Origin of the sequence: Pseudofrankia saprophytica, assembly GCF_000235425.2 — a bacterium.
GTDB classification, from domain to species: domain Bacteria; phylum Actinomycetota; class Actinomycetes; order Frankiales; family Frankiaceae; genus Pseudofrankia; species Pseudofrankia saprophytica.
The window spans coordinates 525342-550172 of the sequence record NZ_KI912266.1 but is presented as its reverse complement, the minus strand read 5'-3'; the positions used below and the strand labels follow the sequence as shown (position 1 = coordinate 550172).

Annotated in this window: 22 protein-coding genes; 15 read left to right on the top strand and 7 right to left on the bottom strand. The window is 72.5% G+C overall.

Annotation, left to right across the window (positions count from 1 at the left end; all coding sequences use genetic code 11):
* Together FRCN3DRAFT_RS57000 and FRCN3DRAFT_RS0202385 are read right to left on the bottom strand one after the other, a co-directional pair.
* A partial coding sequence (locus FRCN3DRAFT_RS57000) for a helix-turn-helix domain-containing protein (RefSeq protein ID WP_007518478.1) occupies nt 1-688 on the bottom strand: 688 nt, incomplete at its 3' end.
* Nucleotides 689-1007: 319 nt separating this feature from the next.
* The gene (locus tag FRCN3DRAFT_RS0202385; protein WP_007518482.1) at nt 1008-2210 is read right to left on the bottom strand and encodes a DUF349 domain-containing protein; all 1203 of its coding nucleotides are present in this window, start codon (nt 2208-2210) and stop codon (nt 1008-1010) included.
* A gap of 244 nt (nt 2211-2454) precedes the next feature.
* Between FRCN3DRAFT_RS0202385 and FRCN3DRAFT_RS0202380 the strand changes: the two genes are divergently transcribed.
* From FRCN3DRAFT_RS0202380 to FRCN3DRAFT_RS0202365, 4 genes are all read left to right on the top strand, one after another.
* The gene (locus tag FRCN3DRAFT_RS0202380) at nt 2455-3471 is read left to right on the top strand and encodes a carbohydrate ABC transporter permease (protein ID WP_007518484.1); all 1017 of its coding nucleotides are present in this window, start codon (nt 2455-2457) and stop codon (nt 3469-3471) included.
* Nucleotides 3468-4433 carry a carbohydrate ABC transporter permease gene (locus FRCN3DRAFT_RS0202375; protein ID WP_007518486.1) on the top strand — a complete coding sequence of 322 codons (966 nt, stop codon included), beginning with the start codon at nt 3468-3470 and terminating at the stop codon, nt 4431-4433. The genes FRCN3DRAFT_RS0202380 and FRCN3DRAFT_RS0202375 overlap by 4 nt, the downstream gene beginning before the upstream one ends.
* Before the next feature lie 216 nt (nt 4434-4649).
* Complete coding sequence (locus tag FRCN3DRAFT_RS0202370; protein WP_035925895.1) at nt 4650-5999, top strand: extracellular solute-binding protein; 1350 nt, start codon at nt 4650-4652, stop codon at nt 5997-5999.
* Nucleotides 6000-6069: 70 nt separating this feature from the next.
* Nucleotides 6070-7284 (top strand): ABC transporter ATP-binding protein, encoded by a 1215-nt coding sequence (locus FRCN3DRAFT_RS0202365; RefSeq protein ID WP_007518491.1) that lies wholly within the window; start codon nt 6070-6072, stop codon nt 7282-7284.
* Here the strand turns inward: FRCN3DRAFT_RS0202365 and FRCN3DRAFT_RS0202360 are convergent.
* Nucleotides 7281-7874: a TetR/AcrR family transcriptional regulator gene (locus FRCN3DRAFT_RS0202360; RefSeq protein ID WP_007518492.1), complete on the bottom strand. Its 594-nt coding sequence runs from the start codon at nt 7872-7874 to the stop codon at nt 7281-7283. The genes FRCN3DRAFT_RS0202365 and FRCN3DRAFT_RS0202360 overlap by 4 nt on opposite strands.
* Before the next feature lie 359 nt (nt 7875-8233).
* Between FRCN3DRAFT_RS0202360 and FRCN3DRAFT_RS0202355 the strand changes: the two genes are divergently transcribed.
* On the top strand, nt 8234-8953 hold the full coding sequence (locus FRCN3DRAFT_RS0202355; protein ID WP_007518494.1) for an alpha/beta hydrolase: 720 nt from the start codon (nt 8234-8236) through the stop codon (nt 8951-8953).
* 439 nt (nt 8954-9392) lie between these two features.
* On the opposite strand, the gene FRCN3DRAFT_RS0202350 is transcribed toward FRCN3DRAFT_RS0202355, so the two are convergent.
* The 3 genes from FRCN3DRAFT_RS0202350 to FRCN3DRAFT_RS0202340 form a co-directional block, all read right to left on the bottom strand.
* Entirely contained in the window at nt 9393-10742 is a 1350-nt protein-coding gene (locus tag FRCN3DRAFT_RS0202350; protein ID WP_007518496.1) for an NsdA family TPR-like regulatory protein, read from the bottom strand.
* A gap of 703 nt (nt 10743-11445) precedes the next feature.
* The gene (gene ygfZ, locus FRCN3DRAFT_RS0202345; protein ID WP_007518497.1) at nt 11446-12696 is read right to left on the bottom strand and encodes a CAF17-like 4Fe-4S cluster assembly/insertion protein YgfZ; all 1251 of its coding nucleotides are present in this window, start codon (nt 12694-12696) and stop codon (nt 11446-11448) included.
* 8 nt (nt 12697-12704) lie between these two features.
* Complete coding sequence (locus FRCN3DRAFT_RS0202340) at nt 12705-13250, bottom strand: Fur family transcriptional regulator (RefSeq protein WP_007518499.1); 546 nt, start codon at nt 13248-13250, stop codon at nt 12705-12707.
* A 435-nt stretch (nt 13251-13685) separates the two neighbouring features.
* Between FRCN3DRAFT_RS0202340 and FRCN3DRAFT_RS0202335 the strand changes: the two genes are divergently transcribed.
* Complete coding sequence (locus FRCN3DRAFT_RS0202335) at nt 13686-14423, top strand: phosphoglyceromutase (RefSeq protein ID WP_007518501.1); 738 nt, start codon at nt 13686-13688, stop codon at nt 14421-14423.
* 58 nt (nt 14424-14481) lie between these two features.
* Here the strand turns inward: FRCN3DRAFT_RS0202335 and phoU are convergent, their stop codons facing one another.
* Complete coding sequence (gene phoU / locus FRCN3DRAFT_RS0202330; protein WP_007518503.1) at nt 14482-15123, bottom strand: phosphate signaling complex protein PhoU; 642 nt, start codon at nt 15121-15123, stop codon at nt 14482-14484.
* Nucleotides 15124-15602: 479 nt separating this feature from the next.
* On the opposite strand from phoU, the gene FRCN3DRAFT_RS42255 reads away from it, so the two are divergent.
* The 9 genes from FRCN3DRAFT_RS42255 (at nt 15603) to FRCN3DRAFT_RS0202290 (ending at nt 24735) form a co-directional block, all read left to right on the top strand.
* On the top strand, nt 15603-16904 hold the full coding sequence (locus tag FRCN3DRAFT_RS42255) for a sensor histidine kinase (RefSeq protein ID WP_007518504.1): 1302 nt from the start codon (nt 15603-15605) through the stop codon (nt 16902-16904).
* 79 nt (nt 16905-16983) lie between these two features.
* Nucleotides 16984-17667 (top strand): response regulator transcription factor, encoded by a 684-nt coding sequence (locus FRCN3DRAFT_RS0202320; RefSeq protein WP_007518506.1) that lies wholly within the window; start codon nt 16984-16986, stop codon nt 17665-17667.
* 185 nt (nt 17668-17852) lie between these two features.
* Nucleotides 17853-19061 (top strand): Ppx/GppA phosphatase family protein, encoded by a 1209-nt coding sequence (locus FRCN3DRAFT_RS42250; protein WP_007518508.1) that lies wholly within the window; start codon nt 17853-17855, stop codon nt 19059-19061.
* A 400-nt stretch (nt 19062-19461) separates the two neighbouring features.
* Nucleotides 19462-20322, top strand: a complete 861-nt coding sequence (locus FRCN3DRAFT_RS0202310; protein ID WP_051466555.1) for a sugar phosphate isomerase/epimerase family protein — start codon at nt 19462-19464, stop codon at nt 20320-20322.
* A gap of 74 nt (nt 20323-20396) precedes the next feature.
* Complete coding sequence (locus FRCN3DRAFT_RS0202305; protein ID WP_007518512.1) at nt 20397-21146, top strand: class I SAM-dependent methyltransferase; 750 nt, start codon at nt 20397-20399, stop codon at nt 21144-21146.
* A 58-nt stretch (nt 21147-21204) separates the two neighbouring features.
* Nucleotides 21205-22005 carry a pyrroline-5-carboxylate reductase gene (gene proC / locus FRCN3DRAFT_RS0202300; protein WP_007518514.1) on the top strand — a complete coding sequence of 267 codons (801 nt, stop codon included), beginning with the start codon at nt 21205-21207 and terminating at the stop codon, nt 22003-22005.
* Nucleotides 22006-22246: 241 nt separating this feature from the next.
* The gene (locus FRCN3DRAFT_RS50945) at nt 22247-22345 is read left to right on the top strand and encodes a 30S ribosomal protein bS22 (protein ID WP_003948845.1); all 99 of its coding nucleotides are present in this window, start codon (nt 22247-22249) and stop codon (nt 22343-22345) included.
* A gap of 227 nt (nt 22346-22572) precedes the next feature.
* Entirely contained in the window at nt 22573-23562 is a 990-nt protein-coding gene (locus FRCN3DRAFT_RS0202295) for an SAM hydrolase/SAM-dependent halogenase family protein (protein ID WP_007518516.1), read from the top strand.
* Nucleotides 23563-23694: 132 nt separating this feature from the next.
* A complete protein-coding gene (locus tag FRCN3DRAFT_RS0202290) occupies nt 23695-24735 on the top strand; it encodes an NAD-dependent epimerase/dehydratase family protein (RefSeq protein ID WP_007518518.1) in 1041 nt (346 codons plus the stop codon).
* The last annotated feature ends 96 nt before the right edge of the window (nt 24736-24831 follow it).

Below are 24831 nucleotides of genomic sequence, written 5' to 3'. Positions count from 1 at the left end.
CGCGCCGGGTGGCGGCCCGCCGCGCGGGCTTCGCCGCGGCTGTCTCGCCGGTGGCTGTGGCGCGCGGCCGGCGGCCCGTGGTCCGGGCGGCCGCGGCCGGCGTGCCGCTCGATGCCGAGGCGCGTCGTGGGCGCCCCGTCGTCGTGGTCCGGCCGGCCGCCGGCGCTGCCGCCTCGGCCGCCGCCGGCTTGGGAATCGCCCGCGTGCCCGGAGCGGCGGCCTCCGCCGCCTCGGCCCCGTCCGTGGTGGGCGGCCTGGAGCCGGGTGTCTCGGCGGCGGTGCCGGGTTCCTCGACGGCCACGCCGGATGTCTCGCCGGCACCGTCGTCGGCGGCGGCGGCGGCCGCCACCGCGTTCTCCCGGCGGAACGCGTCGTAGATGTCGAGGATGACCTGCTTCTGGCGGGGGGTGAGGAACTCGTCGGCGAGCACGGCGGCGTGCAGGTTCTCGCCGCCCTCCCGCTCCTCGAGGATCCCGGCCTGCACGTAGAGGACCTCGGCGGAGATGCGGAGCGCCTTGGCGATCTGCTGCAGGATCTCCGCCGACGGCTTGCGCAGGCCCCGCTCGATCTGGCTGAGGTACGGGTTGCTCACCCCGGCCTGCTTGGCCAGCTGCCGCAGCGAGATCTGCGCCGTGCGCCGCTGGTCCCGGATGTAGTCGCCGAGTTCACGGACGTTCAAAGCCGCCACGGGCTCTCGACCTCCTTGCCAGACCGCCGCCGACACCGTCGTCACGCCGAGCCAGCCGGCGGCTGGAAGGCGGACCGGCCAGCTCACCGGCCGAGACGGCGGGTCGGCGCACGTTGCACACCGCGCCGACAATGGCGACGCTACGTCACGGTGCTAACTATGGCAAGCGGACAGTTAGCGCATCGCACGCGTGTCGGCGAGCACCTTCGACATGCCGAAGCCCGCCGACCTGGTGATCGGCGGGCTTCGGCTGGTCGTCTTCGGGTGGTCGTGCCGGGTCCCGGAGGCGCTGGTGTGCCGGTCTAACTGGTACGCCGGTCTAGCGGTCGCTGCCCGGCAGTAGGGCCCGATGGTTGGCGAGCTCGGTCTCTAGCCGGGCGACATCCTTCTCCCTGCCCGCCGCCCTGGCCTTCTGCAGCTTCTCCTCGAGCCGGCGGATGTTCTCGCGCATCTTCGCGGCGAACAGCGAGGTCTCCCCGCCCTGGCGTGACCAGCGGGCGTCGGAGGCTTCGCGGATCCGGTCGCTGATGGAGGCCAGCTGGCGTTCCAGCTGCCCGACCGCCTCGCGGGGCACCCGGCCGATGGCGTCCCAGCGCTCCTGGATCTCGCGCAGCTTGCGTGCCGACCGGTCCGTGTCCGCCGGGTCGAGCTCGGCGGCCTCGGCCAGCAGCGCTTCCTTGGCGGTCTGGTTGTCCCGCGCCTGGGCGTCGCGTTCGGCGTTCACCGCGTTGCGGCGGCTGAAGAACGCGTCCTGCGCGGCCCGGAACCTGGTCCACAGCTCGTCGTCGACGTCCTTGGCCGCGCGGCCCGCCGTCTTCCACTCGGCCATCAACTCCCGGTACCGGGTGCTCGTCGGCCCCCAGTCGGTCGAGCTGGCGAGCGACTCGGCCTCGGAGATCAACGCCTCCTTGCGCTCCTTCGACTTGGCGCGCTGGGTGTCGAGCGCGGCGAAGTGCGCCGTGCGGCGGCGGGCGAACTCCTCGCGCGCGGCGGCGATCCGACGCCACAGCCCGGAGTCGGTCCGCTTGTCGACGCCGGTGATCGCGCGGAACTCGTCGCCGATCGTCCGGAACCGCTCGCTGACCGCCTTCCAGTCGGAGCTCTTCGCCAGCCGCTCGGCCTCGGCGACCAGCTCCTCCTTGGCGGCGACCGCCTGCGCGGCGCGGGCGGCCCGCTCGGCCTGAGCCTGCGCCTTGCGGCCCTCGGTCACGCCGAGCAGCGCCGTCAGCCGGCCCCGCAGGGCATCGAGATCGCCGACGACGGCGGCCGTCGGCAGCCCGTCGAGCAGCCGCTGCGCGCTGGCGGCGATCCCCACGGGGTCGACCCCGGGGATCGTCACCCGCTGTTCCAGCAGCACCACCTCGGCGGAAAGGTCGTCATAGCGGCGCACGAAGTGCGCGAGCCCTTCGTCAGGGCTGCCGGCCCGCCACGAGCCGACAGCGCGTTCGCCTTCGGACGTCCGTACGTAGACGGTGCCGTCGTCGGCGACTCGTCCCCACTCGGAGCCGGTCCCGTCACTCATCGCAATCCCAAGATCGACATCAGGTTGCCTGCCATTCTTGCAGGCATCGGGCCGGAGTGGGATCCCTGCCGGGGATCCCACTCCAACCCTGTCACCGTCATCGCCCAGACCGGTCGTGTTCACCTGCATGTCAGCCACGCTGGTGACCCTGGCACGACGGCCTCCGGTGCGCGAAAGAAGATCATTATTGCGCACCCTTTGGCGCTCTAGGCAGGCGACGTGTGGCGGGCCAAGATGCGTAAGCGTGACGAGAAGGGCGGGCGCCGGACCGCGAACCGGAGCCGGCGGTTGGCGGATCGGGGCGCTGCTGTTCCCCGCGCTCCTGGGGCTGGCCGTGTTCGTCCTCGGCCCCGCGCTGATCTCCGCCTTCACCGCCGGGACCGACAAGTCCCTGACGGGGCCGAGCTTCCACTGGGTCGGCACGGCGAACCTGCGGGAGGCGTTCGGCGACCCGGACTTCGGCAAGTCCGTCCGTAACACGCTGCTGTACTGCCTGCTGACCGTCATCCCCGCGGTGGTCGTCGGGCTCGCCCTGGCGCTGGCCGCGCAGAAGGTAACCCGCGGCTCGGCTGTCCTGCGACTGGCGCTGTTCCTGCCGGTCAGCGCGAACCTGGTGGCCATCGCGGTGATCTTCGCGTACATGTTCGACCCGAGTGGCCACGGGCTCGCCAACACGGTCATCGGCTGGTTCGGCGCCGGGCCGCGCAACTGGCTGGGAGACGAGGCGACCTCACTGCCGGTGGTGGCGCTGGTCGGCGGCTGGCGGTTGACCAGCTTCGTGTTCGTCGTCTACCTCGCGGGACTCACGACCATCCCGGCGTCGGTGTACGAGGCGGCCGAAGTCGACGGAATCCGCGGGTTCGCCCGGCTGAGGCACGTCACGCTGCCCCTGCTCGCGCCCACCACGATCTTCCTCGCGGTGTTCACCACGATCCTCACGCTGCAGACGTTCGAGACGGTCGCGGTGCTGACGCATGGCGGGCCGTTCCGATCCAGCGCGACGATCGTGTACTACATCTACGAGGTCGGGTTCACCGGTTCGTTCCGGATCGGCTACGCCTCGGCGATCGCGCTGCTGCTGATCCTGGGGATCATCCTCATCGGCATCCTCGGCTCCGTGCTCGGCCGACGGGCCAGGACACGGGCCGCCCGTGTCGAGGCCGACGGGGCCGACGCCGGGGTGGACGGCGCCGCGGGCGCCGCGCTGGTGGGCCTCGGCGTCGCCGGCGCGGCCGCCCCGGCGACGGAGGCGGCCCGGTGAGCCAGCCACCCCGCACCCAGCCGCCCGCCGGCCAGCCGCCGACGAGTGAACCCGCCGTGAGCGAGCCAGCATCGACCGAGCCGGTGACAGGTAGACACGCGCACCGGGCCATGCGGCCGGGCCGACCGAACAGCGGCCGGTTCGCGGGACTCGCCGGGCGAATCGTCGTCCTGACCGTTGGTGTGTTCTTCGCCCTGCTGCCGTTCGTCTGGATGGTCCGCACCGCGTTCGGGCCGTCCCAGTCGGCGCTGGGGCTCTCGTCGAACCCGATTCCGGAGTCCGTCAGCTTCGACGCCTTCACGCGCGCCTTCCGGGATGGCCATCTCGGAAGGGCGCTGCTCACCGGGATCGTCGTGAGTCTGGCGATCTTGCTGTTGCAACTGCTGACCGCCATCCCGGCGGCCTACGTATTCGCCTGGCTGCCCTTCCGGGGGCGCGGCGCGGTGTTCGCGCTGGTGCTGGCGACGTTGCTGGTCCCGAGCCAGGTGACCGCGATTCCGAACTACGTGACGATCTCCGCGTTGGGACTTTCGAACACCCGGGTCGGCCTGGTGCTGCCGTTCATGACAAGCGCGGCGTCGATCTTCCTGCTGCGCCAGTACATGACAACCATCCCGGTATCCGTCCTGGAAGCCGCCCGGATGGACGGCCTTGGACTGTTCCGCACGCTGCGGACCATCGTGGTGCCGCTGTCGACGCCCGCGATCGCCACCGTGTCGGTGTTCAGCTTCCTGCTGTCGTTCAACGAGTACCTCTGGCCGCTGCTGGAGGCTCGCTCGCCGGAGATCGCCACCCCGCCGCTGGCGCTGGCCACCCTGGTGGCCTCGCCCCCCACGGGCCTGCCGGACTTCGCGGAGCTGGCGGCCGGAGCGTTGATCATCAGCCTGCCGACGCTCGCCGTGTTCCTCATCGCTCAGCGTCGCCTCACCGCCGGCCTCACCGGCACGGGTGTCGGCGGCTGACCGATGTCCTCAGCCCGCAACCTCAGTCCGCAACCTCGGCGTCGACCTGGACGTCTCGTCGACCGTGCACGTCTCGTCGGTCAGGTACGTCGCGTTCTCGATCAGGGACGTCGTGCGCAGACCGTGCCAGCCAGCGCAGTGGAGGGATAGAACGTGATCCGCATCGACAGGTCCGGCCGCGCCGGAGCGGCCCCGGCGCGCCGGGGCCGAGCCAGGCTGGGCAGCCTCAGGCAGGCGCCGGTGCTGCTCACGGCGACCCTCGCTCTCGTCACCGCGGCCTGCGGCGGTGGCAGCGGCAGCTCCGACACCCCCGATCTGCGGCCGACCGCGCGCACGGCGGCCGCCGGCGTCGCGGGCGTCAACGGCGCGACCGCGTCGCCCGAGTGCGCGGCCAAGGTGAAGACGCTGACGTTCTACGGCGTCGCGTCACTCAGCGACGTGGCCAAGTCCGGCAAGGCGTACATGGAGAAGGCACACCCGGGCCTCACCGTGCAGCTCAACTCGACCGCGCCGAACTACGTCGCGCTCGTCCAGCAGATCTCCGCCGACCGGGCCGCCGGCAAGCAGACCGACGTCGCCGTCGCCGGGTTCGACCTGCTCCCCGTGTTCGCCAAGCAGCTCGGCGCCCAGACCCTCTCGCCCAGCCTGCTGCGCTCCACCTACGACCAGCAGTTCCTCAAGCTGGGCCAGGTCGACGGAAAGCAGATCGGCATTCCCGCGCAGGTCTCGATGCCGGTGCTGGTCTACAACGCCGACATCCTGGCCAAGGCCGGCGTCGACCCGAAGACGCTGACCACGACCGACGGCGTCCTGGCCGCCGCCGAGAAGATCAAGTCCTCGGGCGCGGGCGTCCAGCCGATCGACCTGCCGACCGGCCAGCAGTTCGGCCAGTGGTACCTCGGCTCGCTCGCCGAGTCGAAGGACACCTCGATCCAGAAGCCGGACGGCACGCCCAACCTGACCGCTCCGGCCGTCACCGAGGCCGCCCAGTTCCTCGCCAAGGTCGGCTCCTACGGCCCGCAGTCCGACGACCCGTCGCAGAACGGCCTGCTCCGGTTCGGCATCCAGAAGCAGACCGCGATGGTCGGCGCCACCGTCGCCACGCTCGCCGCCGGCCTGCGCTTCATCCGCGGCCAGGGGGCGAACGGCTTCAAGGCCGGCGCCGTGCCCTTCCCGACCCTGCCTGGCGGCACCGAGCACCTGACCGCCGGCGGCAACGCGCTGACGGTGCTGTCCACCGACAAGTGCCAGCAGGAGATGGCCACCGAACTGCTCGTCTCGCTGCTCGCGCCGGACGTCGTCGCCGCCGGCGTCGAGTCGGTCAGCTACCTGCCGGTGGACACCGCCGCCGCCACCCAGCTGGCCAGCTTCTACCAGGAGTTCCCCGAGCTGGTGCCGTTCAAGAACCTGGCCAGCTCGCTGACCCAGGCGCCGTCGTGGCCGGGCGCCCGCGGCGGCGAGGTCCCGCAGGCGATCACCGACCAGGTCATCCGCGCCATGACGGGCACCGACCCGACGACCGCGATGCGCGACGCGCAGACCAAGGCCGCGGAGCTGACGTCCTGACGGCGATCGGCGGCGCGCCCCGCCGGCGCGCCGGCGGGGCGCGCCGCGCTGGGAACGACGAGGAGCTGGAGTGACCGAGCTGGCCGTGCGGCCCGACGATGACGCGCTGGCGGCGACCGCCGCCGGCACCGCGGGCGTGCCGATCGACATGGAAGGCCTGGGCCGGGACTTCGGCCCGGTCCGGGCGCTTGCCGACATGAGCATGTCGGTACGCCCGGGGGAGATCGTCGCGCTGCTCGGCCCGTCCGGCTCCGGGAAGTCGACCCTGCTGCGGATCTGCGCCGGCCTGGAGGCCCCCACCTCCGGTCGGCTGCTGTTCGCGGGCGCGGACCAGGCCGGCCTCGCCCCGCACCAGCGGGACGTCGCCCTGGTGTTCCAGCACTACGCGCTCTACCCGCACCTCTCGGCGCTGGACAACCTGACGCTGGCGCTGCGCTACGGCCGGAGGATGTCCAAGTCCGCGGCCGTGGCGCGCGCTCGCGAGACGCTGGACATGCTGGGCATCGGGGCGCTCGCCGACCGCAGGCCGGCGCAGATGTCCGGCGGTCAGCGCCAGCGGGTCGCGATCGGCCGGGCGCTGGCCCGGCGCGCCCGGGTGGTGCTGCTCGACGAGCCGATGTCCGGCCTGGACGCGAAACTGCGCGTCGAGCTGCGGGTCGAGATCGTCGCGCTGCTGCGCCGGCTCGGCTCGACCGCGCTGTTCGTGACCCACGACCAGTCGGAGGCGATGGCCGTCGGCGACCGGGTCGCCGTCCTCAACGGCGGCCGCCTGGAACAGCTGGGCACCCCCGACGAGATCTACGACCGTCCCGCGACCCGCTTCGTCGCCACGTTCGTCGGCAGCCCGCCGATGAACGTCCTCGACGGAGCGCTCGCCGACGGCGTCCTGCGCGGCCCTGGCTTCGTCGTCGCCGCCCCCGCGGGTGCCGTCGCGGTGGGCGTGCGCCCCGAGGGCCTCCAGCTCGCCCTCGCGACGGCCGGTTCCCCGGGCGACCCGGGCGACCCTGGTGGCCCGGCGGGCGCGCCCGCCGCGTCGGCGGCCGCCCAGCCGGACAGCTCCCTGCGGATCGTGGGCAGCGTCGTCGTCTCGGAGCGCCTGGGCGCCGAGCGGGTGGCCTACGTGCAGACCGCGGCCGGCGCGGTGGCCGTCCGCGTCCCCGCCCGCCAGACCGAGGCGGGCGGAACGCCGGACGCGACGCGTTCCGGGGCCTCGGTCACGCTGACGGCTCCTGCCGCCGCGCTGGCCTTCTTCGCCGGCGACGGAGCGCTGATCGGCGTCGCCTAGCCGCGGCGGACGGACCGCGAGCCCGCCTCCCGGGCGGCGGGCTCGTTGTTCGCGGTGAGCCGGTACGCGGCGCGCTCGAGCGCCGGCAGGATGGCGGTGTTGTCGAGCTCGCCGGCCGCGAACCGGGCGACCACGGCATAGGCGACGTTGGTCAGGATGAGGGCGATGTCCGCCACGTAGCCGGGCTCACCGGCCGCCAGCACGGCCCGCCCGGCGGGTTCGATGATGGCCGCGGTCTGTCGTTCGAGGCGTTCCCCGCCCGGCGTCGTGCGGGCGCGGTGGTAGGCCTCGAGCATGCGCGGGCTGCGCTCCCACGGTTCGAAGACGTGCCGGAACACCCGCATGAGGCCGTCGTAGAGGGTCTCGTCGGGCGGCGGCGGTGGTACCGGCGCGCAGTTGTTCCTGGCCAACCACCGTTCGACCGCCGCGACGATGAGCTCGTCCCGGGTGGGGAACAGCTTGTAGATCGTGGCGAGTGAGACGTGCGCCTGGCGGGCCACGGCGCGCAGCTGGACGGCGTCGTAGCCCTCGGACTCCAGGAGCGCGAGGACGACGTCGACGATGACGTCGGTCTGCCGTGACTCCGCCACCGGGCCTCCGTGTCTCTGGTTCGCTCCGTGCGGGCACGGCGCTCCGGCCCCGTACTCGCTTCGCTCCCACGGGACCTCCGCGCCGTGTCCTCCTCCGCTCACGGGCGCTGCGGCGACCTCGCTGCGGCCCGGCCCACGTCGCTTCGCTCGTGGGCCGGGCCTCCGCGAGGTGCGCCTCCGCGCCGGGTCGGGACGTCACGCTTGAACCCTCTGGTGGCAAAGGACGGGAAGGGACTGCTTGACGGTCCTAGAGTAACGTGGTTACCTCGGTAACCACGTTACTCGGGTGTCTGGTCCTGGTTCCGGCGAATCCGTCCGGTGCCGCCGACTGGTTCCCTCACCGCGGAGGAGGCAGGATCATGGCGACATACGTCCTGGTACACGGGGGTGGCCACGGCGGCTGGTGCTACCAGCCCGTCGCCCGGCTGCTTCGGGCGGCCGGACACGAGGTCTACGCCCCCACACTGACCGGGTTAGGGGAACGGGCCCACCTCGTCGGCCCGCACGTCGACCTAGACCTGCACATCCAGGACGTCGTCGCGCTGCTGCACCACGAGAACCTGCGCGACGTGATCCTGGTCGGGCACAGCTATGGCGGCATGGTCATCACCGGCATCGCGGACCGGGCCGCCGACCGGGTCGGGCGTCTCGTCTATCTGGACGCGGCGAACCCGGTCAACGGCCAGTCGCTGCTCGACGTCGCCGGGCCGATCATCGCGGCGACCCGCCCGATGGGGAAGGTTGTCGACGGCGTCGAGCTCGTGCTCATCCCGTTCCCCGAGGCAGGCGCCTTCTACGGCGTGACCAACCCCGACGACATCGCCTGGATGGCCGACCGGTTGACCCCGCACCCCTGGCGGTGCTTCGAGCAGCCCCTGACGCTCACCAACGAGGCCGCCTTGTGGGCGATCCCGCAGTACCACATCATCTGCACGTCGACGCTGTCCACCAGGGATCCCGAGCTGATGGGAAAGGCACGCGCCGCCGGCCGCCTCTGGACCATCGACACCGGCCACGACCTAATGATCACCGAACCCCAGGCCACCGCCGACGCCCTTATTGAGGTGGCCAAGGCTTAGCCCGGTTCGCTCCGGAACAAACCTCGGGTCGGGCGGGAAGGTTGTTTCCGGTTCGCTCCGTGCGGGCACGGCGCTCCGGCCCCTTACTCGCTTCGCTCCCAAGGGACCTCCGCGCCGTGTCCTCCTGCGCTCACGTGCGCTCCGGCGACCTCGCTGCGGCCTCCCCACGTCGCTTCGCTCGTGGGGAAGCCTCCGCGAGGTGCGCCTCCGCGCCAGCTCGGGTGCGTGCCGCTGTGACGGCACCAGCCCGAAGCCACAGCGCTCGTCTGGGCACTTCGCTTCGCTCGTGGCGGTCTTCGCGCCCGTTCGGGCACTCCACGAGCGCAGCGAAGTGGCCGTATGGATGGGCCTGCTGCGGGTGGGTGACGTTCAGCGGCGGGTGACCGTGCGGCGCGGAGGCGCGCCTCCGCGGAGGCCCGGCCACGGAGCGAACCAGCAATCAAGCGATTTCGGCTAGTTGGGCGTCCAGGTCGCGGGCGGCGGGGATGGTGGCGTGGCGGCGGAGCCGGCGGCGGACCTCGTCGGCGCGGCGGGCGTTGCGCCGGGACCGAGTGACGATCAGCAGCGGAACGGCCTCGGCGGCCAGGGCGCAGCCGGTGTCGAGGTTGCCGAGGTCGATCTGGACGCCGGCGCGGCGCAGCAGGTAGGTCGCATGGTCGCGGACCTTCTCGGCCGGATGGCTGGCCAGCGCGTTGCCGAGCCAGCGGTCGGCCGACGGCAGATGGCCGAGGTCGATGTAGCAGCAGCCGACCTGGGCCTGGAACTCGGCCTCGTCGAAGTAGACGGCCCACGGCGGCTCCTGCGGCCGGGCGCGGCTGAACGCGGCCTCGGCGACGGCGAGCTCGCGGGTGCAGGCGACCTGGTCGCCGAGCGCCGCGTGCGCCCTGGCCTTGCGCATGTGCAGCATCGCGCCGACCCGGCCGGTGGTGGCGCCAGCGGTGCGGACCGCGGCGTCGGCCAGCTCGATGGCCTCGGCGGGCCGGGAGAAGTCGACGCACTGCAGCGACATGTTCTTCAGCACGTTGGCGCCGAGCAGCCGGTCGCCGCCGACGTGGGCGGCGTGCAGGGCGGTGACCCAGTAACGCTGGGCGGCGGTCTGGTAGCCGGCGTCGAACGACACCCAGCCGGCGAAGCGGGCGAGCTCGGCGGCGACGATGTGCAGCTCGCGGCCGATCTTCTCGGGGTAGCGCCCGCGGGCGAGGAGCTCGGCGACGACGCCGAGCTCCGCGTCGACGAGGCGGCGCACGCTCTCGCCGCCGAGGCGGTCGTCCATCACCCGCAGGCCGGGGATGTTGTGCGCGATCCGGTGCACGATCTGCTCGTCGACCAGGCCGCCGTCCAGCGCGCCCAGGAGGCGGGCCGGCTCCAGGCCGAGCCATTCGGTGGCGAGGCTCGCGACTCCGGGCCCGCTGATGGTGAGGAAGCCCCGGCGGTCGGTCAGTGCGTCCTGGACGACGTCGGTGAGCGCGGACAGGCTGCCGGCCTGGGTCCAGGGGTAATCGGTGCGCACGTTGTCGCCGGTCGGGAGCCACGACGGCCAGGGATGGGATTCCAGCCGCTCGGTGGGCACGCCGAGCTCGGTGGCGAGCGCCAGCTGGGACACCCGGTCGGGGACGACGCCGCGGTGCTCCCAGCGCCATACCTTCTGCCGTTCCGCTGCCATGTTCGCCACCCCCAGGTCGCGGGCCCGTTTGGCGACGACCCGGGCGAGCTTCTGGTACGACCAGCCTCGCTGGGCGCGGACGAAGGCCAGTGGGTGTGCACAGGCCTGGGCGTTCTCCGTCAGCATCGACGATCTCCTCGGAATTGCGTGCACGGTTATCCGTTGGCGACAGCTGTGCTGAGGGGCGGACAGGACGCCGTCGGCTTGTCCGCTCCCGCGACCGTCCGAAGCTCAGGGATCAAGCGCTCCGTGATGGTCGCTGTCTGTCGCCCGATGGACGTTTCGTAGGCGCATGGCAACGCTATGTCGCGACATCTGCTATCGATAGCGCTGAGCGCGGTGCGATGTGTGCATTGGTGTCACAAGGAGCCCACTCAGGGGTCGGAATTGCACACCCCCGGCGGAGGGGGGCCAAGTGCTCAGTCGGCCGGCTCCGGCCTCTAGGCCGCTGACCGGGTCAAACGGTGCCGCGATTGGCGCCGGTGGAAGACGTCCGGCCGCGTGGCGGGACCGTGCAGTCGCGAGTGGCTACTGCACGGGGGCAAAAGACCCGGTTGACTGCACTCGCGGGCGTGCTGGCACTCGCGGGCTACTTATCGCCCGACGTAGCCCGGTCGAGGCGAATTCTCCCGGTTTTTGCCGTACCCGCAGCGCGCGCCGCGACGCGTGCCGGCCCGGGGCTCAATGTCACGATCCGTGATCAAGTTGGTTCTGTGATCAATGGTGGTTCATGAGGGGAGACCTGGTGAAGGGAGACCTAGGGGAGACGTACGGACGTACGGACGGCCGCCGCCCGGCGAAACCAGGCGGCGGGCGTCCGAGGAAGCCGTCAGCGCAGGACGTGACCAGCGGGGCGGTCTGGGCGCACGGGACCGGAGTCGGGGTCGATCTGGGCGGCGACCTCGTGCCCATCCGGGTCGGTGACGACGAGGGCGGCATCGTCCGGCACGGCGCGCTTGAGCATCGCCAGCGCCACGGGGCCGAGCTCGGCGTGCGTCTGGGACGTGCCGACGAACCCGACCTGGCGGCCGGCGGCCGTCACGGGTGAGCCGGGCGCGGCGAGGGCCCCGTCGAGGTGCAGCAGGACCAGCCGGCGGGGCGGCCGGCCAAGGTTGTGGACTCGGGCGACCGTCTCCTGGCCGCGGTAGCAGCCCTTGTCGAGGTGCACCGCGCTGGTGAGCCAGCCGACCTCGTGCGGAATCGTGCGATGGTCGGTGTCGAGGCCGAGCCGCGGCCGGTGGGCGGCGACCCGCTCGGCCTCGAAGGCGCCGATGCCGGCCGGCTCCACCCCGGCGGCGCGCAGCCGGGCCGCGACGTCCCCGAGCCGGGCCCGCTCCACCAGCAGGTCCACGCCGTACGGCATCCGCCGGGCGAGCACGCCCGGTCCGAACCGGGCCAGCGGGTAGGGACCCGCCTCGATGGGGAGTCCCGCGGCGCTTCCGGCCGGCGGGGTGGCCCAGTCCGTGGGCACGCCGCCGTCGCCCTCGGCGACCCCGTCGCCCAGGGCGTCCGCGACCGCCTCGGCGGCGCGCGGGCCGAGGACCGAGAGCACGGCCGTCGTCGCCGTCGCGTCCGCGGGCTCGACCCGCAGCAGGAAACGCATCGACTCCAGGAACGCGAGCAGCGGGCCGGCGCCGCCAGCGGAGGCGGAGGCGCGAGAACGCTCGTCGTCCCCCGCGCCCGCGGGAGCGCCGCGGCCGGGCTCCACGTCGATCCAGGTGGTGGCTCCGTCGTCGGCGATGACCAGGTGGTGCTCGACGTGACCGTGCGGCGAGAGCAGCAGCGCCTCGGTACCGCGCATCGGGCGCAGCGCGCTGAGGTGCTGCGACGTCAGGCTGTGCAGCCAGGTCAGCCGGTCGACGCCGTCGACGCGCAGCACGCCCCGGTGCGAGCGGTCCACCAGGACCGCGCCGGCGGCGGCCCGGCGCTGCTCGCGCAGTGGGTCCCCGTAGTGCGCGGCCACGCCGGCGTCCGGGCCGTCCGCGGCGACCGCCCCGGGCAGGTCCAGCAGCGGCGAGCGGTAGCCGGCGGCTGTCACCGCGTCGGAGTCGGTAGCGGCCTCGGCCGGGGAGCTGCTCATGCCTGTAGTCAACCGCCGGCGCGCGCGGAACAGTCCGCGCACCGGCCGGCGAGCGCGACGTGGTCGACGTTCAGGGTGAACCCGAGCTCCTCGCGCAGCGTGTCGACGAGCCCGGTGAGCCGGTCGGGGGAGAGCTCGCTGATCGTTCCGCAGCCGCCGCACACCAGGTGGATGTGCCGGTCCTCCCCGGTGACGTGGTAGGTCGGCGCGCCGTGGGTGAGGTGGGCATGGGAGACCAGCCCGAGCTCCTCGAGCAGGTCCAGCGTGCGGTAGACGGTCGAGATGTTGACGGTGGCGGCGGTCCGGCGCACCTCGGTGACGATCGCCTCCGGCGTCGCGTGGCCGAGCTTCGCGACGGCTTCCAGCACGAGCTGACGCTGTGGCGTCAACCGGTACCCGCGGTCGCGCAGCCGATCCTGCCAACCCTCCTGGCCGCCAGCGAGGTCCGAGACCCCGGCCGGCGAGGCGGAGGCTGGCATGCCGGGAGGCGGCGCCGAGTGGGCGGGCGCCGTGCCTGCCGGCGTGGCCGGCTGCGGGTAGACCTTGGCGGTCATGCCGTCAAGTCTAGGCGGACAGCGCCTGGGCGATCGCTGGTCGGGGGTCGAGAAAAGGCGTTGCCCTCCCGCCCCGGTCGCGCGTAGCGTCGTCGGTACACGGGAAGGGAGGTGGTCCGAAGTTGTGTAATTCTTGGACTCGTGAGGTGACTGTCAGCTAGCCGGTCTCGTGGTCCTCACCGAGCGGGATACGTCCCGATCCGGGTGCCCATGAGCCCCGGCCGGCGAGTACCAGGCAGTTACCGGGCCCCCGGGTGTCGTCGTAGTCCCGACGGCCCGCGCCGTGTGCCATGCACCGACGCGGAAGCACCCGGGGGTTTTTACGTTTCCGGGCTTGTCGGGCACGGCATGTAATCCTTCTCACACCCACGGCTACCAATGTCGGCCCCGAGTGGGGTCTGGCCGGAGGCGGGGCGTAGCGGGCAGGATCGTGGCATGCCGACCCTCGTCCTGCTCCGCCATGGTGAAAGCACCTGGAACCAGAAGAACCTGTTCACCGGCTGGGTGGACGTCGACCTGTCCGAGAAGGGCGTCAAGGAGGCCACTCGCGGCGGCGAGCTGCTGCGCGAAGCCGGTGTGCTGCCGGACGTCGTGCATACGTCCCTGCTGACCAGGGCGATGCGGACGGCCTGGATCGCCCTCGACGCCGCCGGGCGGATGTGGATCCCGGTTCGTCGTAGCTGGCGGCTCAACGAGCGGCACTACGGCGGCCTACAGGGCCTCGACAAGGCCGAGACGCTGCAGAAGTACGGCGAGGAGCAGTTCATGCTCTGGCGCCGTTCCTACGACACTCCTCCGCCGGAGATCACCGAAGGCCAGGAGAGCGGAGTCGACGAGCGCTACGCGCAGCTCGCGCCGGACCTCGTGCCGAAGACCGAATGCCTCAAGGACGTCGTCATCCGGATGCTGCCCTACTGGTACGACGCGATCGTGCCGGACCTGCGGGCCGAGCAGACCGTGCTGGTCGCCGCGCACGGCAACTCGCTGCGCGCGCTGGTCAAGCACCTCGACGGGATCGGCGACGCGGATATCGCCGCCCTCAACATCCCGACCGGCATCCCATTGCGCTACGAGCTGGACGCCGACCTGAACGTGGTCTCGTCCGGCTACCTGGACCCCGACGCCGCCGCGCTGGCCGCCGCCGCCGTGGCGGCCCAGGGCAAGAAGAAGTAACCCCGGACCTGGAGCCTGGACGGCGGGGCAGGTCGCCCGCCGTCCAGGCTCGCCCGGCTTATTCCTTGACGCCGGTCACGAGGTAGACGACGCGGCGGGCGACCGAGACCGCGTGGTCGGCGTAGCGCTCGTAGAAGCGGCCGCACAGGGTGATGTCGATCGCGGCCTCCATGCCGTGTGACCACGGCCGCTCCAGCAGGATGTGGAACAACTGGCGGTGCAGGTGGTCCATCGCGTCGTCGTCGGACTCGAGCTCGCGGGCGAGGTCGGTGTCGCGACTGGCGATGACGGAGCCGGCCTTGGCGACGATCCGCTGTGCGACCTGGCCCATCTCGGTGATCGTGCCCTGCAGCTCCGGGGGGACGGCCTTGGCCGGGTAGCGGCGCCTGGCCACCTTCGCCACGTGCAGCGCGAGGTCGCCCATCCGCTCCAGGTCGGCGACGATCCGCAGCGTCGTGACGATCACCCGGGCGTCGGTCGCGACCGGGGCCTGGCGGGCCAGGTTGTCGAAGGCGCGCTCCTCGATCTCGTTGCGCAGCAGGTCGACGGTCTCGTCGGCGGTGATGACCTGCTCGGCGAGCTGGAGATCGGCGTCGAGCAGCGACGTGGTCGCGCGCGCCATCGCGGAGGCGACGAGGTTCGCCATCTCGACGAGGGAAGCCGTGATGCCCTCGAGCTCTTCTTGGAAGACGTCACGCACCGGTGGACTCCTCTTCATGCTGTCTGTCGCCATGGTCGTTCGGGTCCAGGTGCCCGCCCGGCGCGCCGCCGTACCCGGCCGCGAGCCGTGATGGCCGGGACGCCGCCGTCGGCGGCGAGGCCGGACACGGCTGTGCCGTGGCATGGCCCGGGACTCGTCGACCCGAGATCTCTGCACTTCGGATGCGTCGAAGATGCGGTGACCCCATCGCGGGCCGGTGAACGTTGACGTTAGTGGGGATGAACACCTGGCGACGAACCACTGATTAGAACCGTCCGACCGCCCGCGGAGGGCCGGACGGCACCTAGCATTCGGCGCGTGGGCGACAGGTCGGTGAATGATGTGACAGGCATGCTACGGTACGCAGTTCCGCCCATGCTGGCCTGCCTCGCCGCGCAGACATCCAACGCGTTGGGTCTGACTGTCCGGCATGACGCCGCCAGGCGCGCGGCGGGCGGCCGGTTCGCGGTGGCAGGCGGATGACGTCGTCGACGCCGCCGCCCGCCGGGGCGGCGCGCTCAGCGGACGTGCGGCCGGCGACGCGGCGGTCGCACGCCGCCCAGGCCGGCGCGCAGGCCGATGACCCCGATGTCACGCTGCCAGCCAGCCAGCTGCGTCGGCTGGTCGCGGCGCTGCCGTCCGGCGTCGTCGTGCTGACCGTGAACGACGAGGTCGCGATGGCGAACCAGGCCGCGCACTCGATGGGCGTGGTCACCGGCAGCAAGGTCGCCGTGGCATCGGTCCTGGCGCTCGTGCAGCGCACCCGGGAGGCCGGCACCGGGCTGGACGGTGAGCTGGACCTGCCGCCTGTGCCTCCACCCCCGCTCACCCGGCCGCGGCCCGACCAGGAGGCGGTCGCCGTGCGAGCGCGAACCCGGCTGCTCGGCGGCAAAGGTCATATAGCGGTCATTCTCGATGACGTCACCGAGTCCCGGCGGGTCGAGGCGGTCCGGCGGGACTTCGTGGCCAACGTGAGCCACGAGCTCAAGACCCCGGTCGGCGCGCTGCATGTGCTCGCCGAGGCCGTGCACGCGGCCAGTGAGGATCCGGTCGCCGTGCGGCGGTTCGCCGATCGGATGACGCACGAGTCGGCCCGGCTCGCCCGGCTGGTGCAGGAGATCATTCACCTCTCCCGGCTGCAGGGCGCCGACCCGCTGCCGGTGATGAGACCGGTCGCGGTGGACAACGTCGTGGCCGAGGCGGTGGACCGCAACCGGCTGGCGGCGCAGAGCCAGGGGATCTCGGTGGCCATCATCGGCCAGACGGATGCCGGGGTGGTTGGGGACGAGGCCCAGCTGGTGACCGCGGTGGCCAACCTGCTGGAGAACGCGGTGAACTACTCGCCGCGCGGCACCAGGGTGGGGCTAGGCGTGCGCTGCATCGGTGACACCGTGGAGATCTCCATCGCGGACGAGGGCATCGGCATCGCGGAGAAGGACCTGGAGCGGGTCTTCGAGCGCTTCTACCGGGCCGACCCGGCGCGCTCCAGGGAGACCGGCGGCACCGGGCTGGGCCTGGCGATCGTCAAGCACATCGTGACCAACCACGGCGGCTCCGTCGGGGTCTGGAGCGCGGAAGGTGCCGGCTCGACGTTCACCTTGCGCCTGCCCGCGTACCTGGACGACCAGGCCGACAACCCGGATTTCGATCTCGACGACGTGGCGGACCAGGACGAACTTAGGGAACAGGGCACGGGTGACCACATGGCACGTAACAATCAGTTAACAGACGGCTCGTCGAAGGACGGCCGGCCGGCAGATCAGCAAGTTCTCGAGCAGTGACCGCCATAGAGCACCGGCCGTCGTCGGCCCGGTCACGCGTGACCACATCGACGACGGCCCGCGAAAGGAAGAGTGACCGGTGACCCGCCTGCTCGTGGTGGAGGACGAGGAGTCCTTCTCGGAGGCACTGTCCTTCATGTTGGAGCGCGAGGGTTTCGACGTCGCCGTGGCGGCGGACGGGCACGCCGCGCTGTCGGACTTCGAACGGCACGGGGCGGATCTCGTGCTGCTCGACGTCATGCTGCCGGGCCTGTCCGGCACCGAGGTGTGCCGGGCGTTGCGGCAGAAGTCCTCGGTGCCAGTGATCATGCTTACCGCCAAGGACAGCGAGATCGACAAGGTGCTCGGCCTGGAGCTCGGGGCCGACGACTACGTCACCAAGCCGTTCTCCTCGCGTGAGCTCGTCGCCAGGATCCGGGCGGTGCTGCGCAGACGCGGCAGCGAGCCGGATGAGACCGCGCCCGTCACCCTGGAGGCCGGCGGCGTGCGGATGGACGTCGAGCGACACGTCGTGACCGTGCACGGCGCGTCGGTTGCCCTGCCGCTCAAGGAGTTCGAGCTGCTGGAGATGTTCCTGCGCAACACCGGCCGGGTGCTGACCCGCGGGCAGCTGATCGATCGTGTCTGGGGCTCGGACTACGTCGGCGACACCAAGACGCTCGACGTTCACGTCAAGCGGCTGCGGGCGAAGATCGAGTCGGAGCCGGGCAACCCACGCCACCTCGTAACCGTCAGAGGACTCGGGTACAAGTTCGAGCCGTAGGCGGCCCGGTCGTATGCCGGGTCCGGTCGGCGTTCGGCGGCCGCGTCCGCCCGAGTCTCGCGGTCACCGTGCGATTGGCGCCGGTGGGCGCGCAGTGAGGGTGCGCGGAGCCCGCGGTGGGGTACGGCGGCCGGCGCGTAGCCTCGTTGGTTGCTCGATGTCCGGCAGGTATGGGGGGACAAGCGATGCGGCTGAGGTTCTCGCCGACGGCCAGGGCGGTGGCCGGGAAGGCTGAGGCACGCGCGGGGGATTCCGACGCTCCGCGCGGCGTGCCGGGTACGGCCGTGGCGCGGCGTCGCCTCGCGGTCGTGTCGGGGTCGCTGGTCCCGGCGGGTCCCGTGGGCGCGGGCGGTGGCGCCGCGGGGGCGGCGAGCTCCGGCGAGGTGGTGCCGGCGGGTGCGGCGTCGTCCGGCCAGCGGCGCGTCACGGCGGTCGCCCTGCCGGCGCCGCCGGGCCAGCCGATGCGGCTGGGTGTCATCGACATCGGCTCGAACACCGTCCACCTGCTGGTCGTCGACGCCCACCACGGCGCGGCGCCGCGGCCCGCGGCGAGTGTGCGGGTGCCGCTGCGGCTCGTCGAGCTGCTGGACGGCGACGGCGGGTTGTCGGTGAGCGGTGAGCACGCCCTGATCGACTGCATCCGCGATCTGCGCCGGCAGGCCGAGGAGCTCGCCGTCTTCGATCTCGTGGCGTTCGCCACGTCGGCCCTGCGCGATGCCACGAACAGTGATGAAGTTCTCGTCCGGCTGCGCTCCGTGACGGGCGTGGCGGTCGACGTGCTGCCGGGCGAGGACGAGGCCCGGCTGACCTTCCTCGCGGTGCGCCGCTGGTTCGGCTGGAGCGCGGGGCGGCTACTGGCGATGGACATCGGCGGTGGCTCGCTGGAGATCGGCGCCGGGATGGACGAGGAGCCGGATGTCGTCGCCTCGCTGCCGCTGGGCGCGAGCCGGCTGACCAGGGACTGGCTGACCTCCGACCCGCCGACCAACCGGCAGCTGGCCGAGCTGCGCCGCTACGTGCGGGCCCAGATCGCGCCGGTGGTGGGCAAGCTCTACCACGTCGGCGAGCCGACCAGGGCCGTCGCCACGTCGAAGACGTTCCGCTCGCTGGCCAGGATCGCCGGTGCCGAGCCCTACAGCCGTGGTCCCTACGTGCGCCGGGTGCTGCGCCGCAGCGACCTGGAGGCCGCGGCGAAGACGGTCTGCCGGATGCCGTCGGCGGCGCGGGTCTCGTTGCCGGGGGTGTCCGCCTCCCGCGCGGGCCAGCTCGCCGCCGGCGCGGTGGTCGCGGCGGAGACGATGGACCTGCTCTCGGTCGACGAGGTCGAGATCTGCCCGTGGGCGCTGCGGGAAGGCATCATCCTGCGCCGGCTCGACACCCTGAACTTCGGCTGACCCGGCCCGTCCCCGTGGCGGCGCCTCGCGTCCGGCCGGTTGGGCCGTTTCGCCCCCTCCATGGAATCCGCGGATACGCAGGGTGAGATCGTCCGGAGACGGTCGGACGGGCGTGCTCTGCTCGATGGCCTAGCCTGAGATGCGGGCCGGTCGCCCGCGGCGGGGGCCCCGCGGTGGCCGTGACGGACCGCGGTGGGCAGATGGTGTGCGCGGATGGTTGCGCCCAAGGCGCGGCCGTGCGGCTCGGGAGGCGGAAGAGGGTGTTCGAGTGCGGGTGAGACGCGACCTCGGACGAGAGGCCACCCAGGTGGCGGCCGTGGCCGACACTGACGGCGCGGGTCACGCCGCGACGTCGCACACCCCGCTGTCGGATCCGGCGAACGGCGTGAAGCCACGGAAGATCGTCGCTGTCCGTAACGTACCGGAGCGGGCGGCGCGCATCCCGGCCGCGAAGATCGCGCTGTCCACCGCGTCGACCTATCCCGAGTCGACACCCGCCGCGTTCGAGATGGCCGCCCGCCTCGGCTACGACGGCATCGAGATCATGGTCTGGACGGACCCGGTCAGCCAGGACGCCCAGGCGCTGCGCCGGCTGGTCGACTATCACGGCATCCCGGTGCTGGCGATCCACTCGCCGTGCCTGTTGCTCACGCAGCGGGTATGGGGCACGGACCCATGGGGCAAGCTCGTGCGCGCGCGGGCCGCGGCCGAGTCCCTCGACGCGTCCACCGTGGTCGTCCACCCACCGTTTCGCTGGCAGCGCGACTACGGCCGCGAGTTCATCGCCGGCATCGAGCGGATGGCGCAGGAGACCGACGTCCGCTTCGCGGTGGAGAACATGTTCCCGCTGCGAGCCCGCGGCCGGGAGGTGTCGGCGTACCTGCCGGACTGGTCGCCCGTCGAGGACGGCTACCGGCACGTGACGCTCGACCTGTCGCACACCTCCGTCTCGCGGTCGGACGCGCTGGCCATGGCCGACGCGCTCGGCGACCGGCTCGCGCACGTTCACCTCGCCGACGGCTCCGGCTCGGCCAAGGACGAGCACCTGGTGCCGGGCCGAGGCAACCAGCCGTGCGCGCAGCTGCTCGAGCGGCTCGCGACCAGGGGCTTCGACGGGACGGTCGTCGTCGAGATCAACACCCGTCGCGCCGAGACGCGGGCCCAGCGCGAGGCCGACCTCGCCGAGGCGCTCGCCTTCACCCGCCTCAACCTCGCGGCCCCCGCCGCGGCCGCCAGCCCCTCGGGCGCGGCCAAGTCCTGACGCCCTTCAGGCCGGCCGCGGCCGGCGCGTCCTGGGCGTAGCCCGCCTTTGGGATGTGGTGCCACGATTGAGGCATGGGCTCACGTTCGCTGTTCGATCCGTTGGTCGACGCCTATGACGCGGCGCGACCCACCTACCCGGACGTCCTGTTCGACGATCTCGCCCGGCTGGCCGGGCGCCCGCTCGCCGGCGCGGACGTGGTGGAGGTGGGCGCAGGCACCGGCATCGCGACCCGGCGCCTGCTCGACCAGGGTGCCCGGGTGGTCCCCCTCGATCTCGGCCCGGCGATGCTCGCCCGGCTGCGGGAGCGCACGCCGGGGATCCCGGCGATGCTCGCCGACGCGGAGGCACTGCCGCTGCGCTCCGGCGTGGCCGACCTCGTCTGCTACGCGCAGGCCTGGCACTGGGTGCGGGTACCGGCCGCGGCCGCGGAGGCGGCCAGGGTGCTGCGCCCCGGCGGGTCGCTCGCCGTCTGGTGGAACGACGTCGACGCCGAGGACGAGCGCTGGTGGGTCCGCCAGCAGGACCGGCTGGAGGCGATGAACCCCGCCTACCAGCGCGGCTACCGGGCCAGGCCGTACGCCGACGAGCTGCGCTGGACCGGCCAGTTCGCCGAGGTCGTCACGCTCGCCGGGCGCTGGTTTCGCCGGATCGACATCGACACGTACCTGACGTGGCTGCGCTCGAAGTCCTACGTCGCCGCGATCGGCGACCGGTTGCCGGACTTCCTGGACGCCGAGCGTCGCTCGATGCTGCGCGCCTTCCCCGACGGGATCATCGAGGAGCCCTTCCGCACCCTGCTGGTGGTCGGCCGCCGCCCCTGACCAGGCACCGGGACCCGTACTCTGGCGGGCGATTGGCGCGTTGGGTGGAGGAGTGGGCATGACTGTGGCGATCGTGGGCGTGGGACGGCTGGGGGAGGCGTTCCTGGCTGGGCTGTTGCGCTCCGGCGTCGAGCCGAAGGAGATCGTCGTCGCGGAGAAGGACCCGGCCAGGGCGGCGGCGGTGTCGGATGAGCACGGCGTCGCCGCGGCCGCGCCGAAGGAGGCCGCGGCGCGCGCGGACGTGGTCGTCGTGGCCGTCAAGCCGCATGACATGGCCACGTTGCTGGCGGAGGTCGGTGGTGCGCTCGCGCCCGGCGCGCTCGTCGTGTCGCTGGCGGCGGGGATCACCCTCACCGTCCTGCAGGACGCGCTGCCGGCCGGGACGCCGGTCGTGCGTGTGATGACGAACACTCCGTTGCTGGTCGGCGAGGCGATGTCGGCACTGTGCGCGGGCCGGTACGCGGGCGACGAGCACCTGGCGCGGACCGAGGCGCTGCTCGGCGCCGTCGGCCGGGTGGTCCGGGTCCCCGAGAAGCAGCTGGATGCCATCACCGCCCTCTCCGGCAGCGGCCCGGCGTACTTCTTCTACCTGCTCGACGCCATGATCGAGGCGGGGGTGCTGCTCGGACTGCCCCGTCCGCTCGCGGCCGAGCTGATGGTGCAGACGGCGCTCGGATCGGCTCGCATGCTGCGGGAAACCGGCGAGCACCCGGCGCTGCTGCGCGAGGCGGTGACCTCGCCTGCCGGGACCACCGCCGCCGCGCTGCTCGAGCTCGATCGCCGGGCCGTGCGCGGGGCCATCCTCGACGCCCTCACCGCCGCCCGCGACCGCTCGGCCGAGCTCGGTCGCTCCAACTAGCCCCGCGCTGGCAAGGCTGCGACGCCGCGCCCGCCGGGCTGCCACGCCGCGCCCGCGGGGCTCAGCCAGGCGCAGCCGGGCGCAGTCGGGCCGAGTCCACCAACCGCGCTGGGTCGTCCCTCCTGAACTCGGTGGTACCGTCCCGTCCACCGCACGCCGTGTCGAGGCGGCCACCCATCCACACCGGCGCTGGGCGGTAGGCTCGTTCGGTAGCTCTCCTCCACACAGATCGGTCGTATTCGTGGGTTCTGTAATCAAGAAGCGTCGTAAGCGGATGGCCAAGAAGAAGCACCGCAAACTTCTCAAGCGCACCCGCGTGCAGCGCCGCAACAAGAAGTAGGGCTACTGGTCACGGCCCCCCGATGTCGCGCCACGCGAGGCCGGGGGGTCGAGTCATGCCCGGGCCCGGATCGCGCGCCCTCGGGCGGAGCCGGTTCCGGCCGGGCGGCAGGCCGTGTATCCAGCTGGTTTCCTCGCAGTGGCCTCGGCGGTTGGCGGCCCGGCCTTGTGGCAGGCTGCCAGACGAGCGGCAACGGGGCCGCCTCGCTGCGGGTTCGGGAGTGCGAGATGACGTCGGCCGGGGTGATGACGGGCGCGGTGGGCGATACCGCGGCGCGACCGGTGGGGTGGATCAGCTTCCTCTCCGACTACGGACTCGAGGACACCTGCGTCGGCGTGTGCCACGGGGTCATCGCCCGGCACGCGCCACAGGCACGCGTCCTCGACGTCTGCCACGCGGTCGCCCAGCAGGACATCGAGCACGGCGCAGGCCTGCTCGCCGACAGCGTCTGCTACCTGCCGGTCGGCGTGCACCTGGCCGTCGTCGAGCGGCTGGACGCGGCGGGCTCCCCACGGCCGGACGGCTCCGCCGTGGCCCGGACGCCCGAGGGCCTTCCCGCGGCCGCGCCCGGGGCGCGGGGCGTCGCGATCCGCACGGCCGACGGCTCGACGTTCGTCACCCCGGACAACGGGCTCACCTCGCTCGCCTGGGACGTGCTCGGCGGGGTGACGGCCGCGCATGAGATCTCCAACCCGGCACTGTGGCTGCCGTTGCCGAGCGCGGTGTTCCGCGGCCGGGACGTCTACGCCCCGGTCGCCGCCCGGCTCGCGGCGGGGCTCGCCCTCGCCGAGGTCGGCCCGCGCATCGACGCGGACTCGCTCGTGCGGTTCACCCGGCCGGCCTGCGTCGTCGATGACGACCACGTCCACGCCCAGGTGCTGGCCGTCGATCACTTCGGCAACCTGTCACTCAACGTGACCAGAGCCGATCTGGAGGCCGCCGGCATGCTGCTCGGTGACCGGGTCGAGATCCGTGCCGCGGGCCGCGAGACGACCCTCCCCTTCACCTACACCTATGGCGACGTCTCGGTGGGTCAGGTGGCGCTGTGCGAGGACTCGTTGCGCCGGGTGATGCTCGCTGTCAACTGCGGCCGTGCTGGTGACCTGTTGAGGCTGCGGCGCGGGGACGCGGTGGTCATCGGCCAGCCTCCGCGCGAGCCGCGGGACGGCGCCGCGGGGGGCGCCGTCCCGGTCGTCCGGCTGCCGGCGCTGACCTGACGGGTCGGGGTGACGGCCCGGTGGCACGGGGGCGACGAGCGGAAGTCTGGTAACGCTACGCAGCGGAACCGCGGGTGGGCAGGGGTACGATGACCACACGGACCGCAGCCGATCGGCGTCCCGGGAGCCCACATGAGACCACGCCGCGTGCTTGTCACCGGTGTGTCCCGTCCCCTTGGCGCCGACGTGGCCCGGGCGCTCGCCGCCAGCCCCCGAGTCGAGACCGTGATCGGTGTCGACACGGTGCCCCCGGGCGATGATCTCGGCCGCACGAGGTTCGTCCGTGCTGACATCCGTAACCCGCTGATCGCCAAGGTGATCGCCACCGCCGAGATCGACACGGTGCTGCACCTCAACCTCATCGCGAACCCGGTCGCCGCTGGCGGCCGGACGGCGATGAAGGAGATCAACGTCATCGGGACGATGCAGCTGCTCGCCGCCTGCCAGAAGTCCGACACGGTCTCCCGCCTGGTGGTCCGGTCGACGACGACGATCTACGGCTCGTCGCCGCGTGACCCGGCGCTGTTCACCGAGGACATGGAACCGCGCTCGCTGCCGCGCGGCGGCTACGGCAAGGACGCCGTCGAGGTCGAGGGCTACGTCCGAGGTTTTAGTCGCCGCCGGCCGGATATCGCGGTCACCGTGCTGCGGTTCGCGAACATTCTCGGCCCCGGGGTCGACAGCCCGCTGGCACGTTATTTCGAGTTTCCCGTCGTGCCGACCGTGCTCGGCTTCGACCCGCGAATCCAGCTGCTGCACTCCAGCGACGCCCTCGCGGTTCTGCTGCGCGCCGCCGGCGGCGGCCACGCCGGGACCTTCAACGTCGCCGGCGACGGGATCCTGCAGCTCTCCCAGGCGATACGCCGAGCCGGCCGGCCGCCGGTGCCGGTGCCGCTCCCGGCGGTCAGCTCGCTGTCCCGGCTCGCCAGCCGCCTGCGGATCGTGGATTTCCCGCCCGAGCAGGTCGGTTTTCTCGCGCACGGCCGCGCGGTCGACACCACCCGGCTGCGCGAGGTGTTTGGCTACACCCCTCGGTACACGACGGCCGCGGCCTTCGACAGCTTCGTGCGCGAGCGCGGGCTGCGTCCGACGATCGACCCTGAACGCGTCATCCAGGCCGAACGCACGTTGCTCAATCTGATGGCCCGTCGCCGACTGGTGAGTGCGTCATGACCACCGCCGAACCACCGCAGGGTGAAGCCCGGATCATCCCGCTGGCACGGCCGGCCCGCCGCGGCGCCGCGGCGGCGCGCGCCGGGGCGGGCCGCT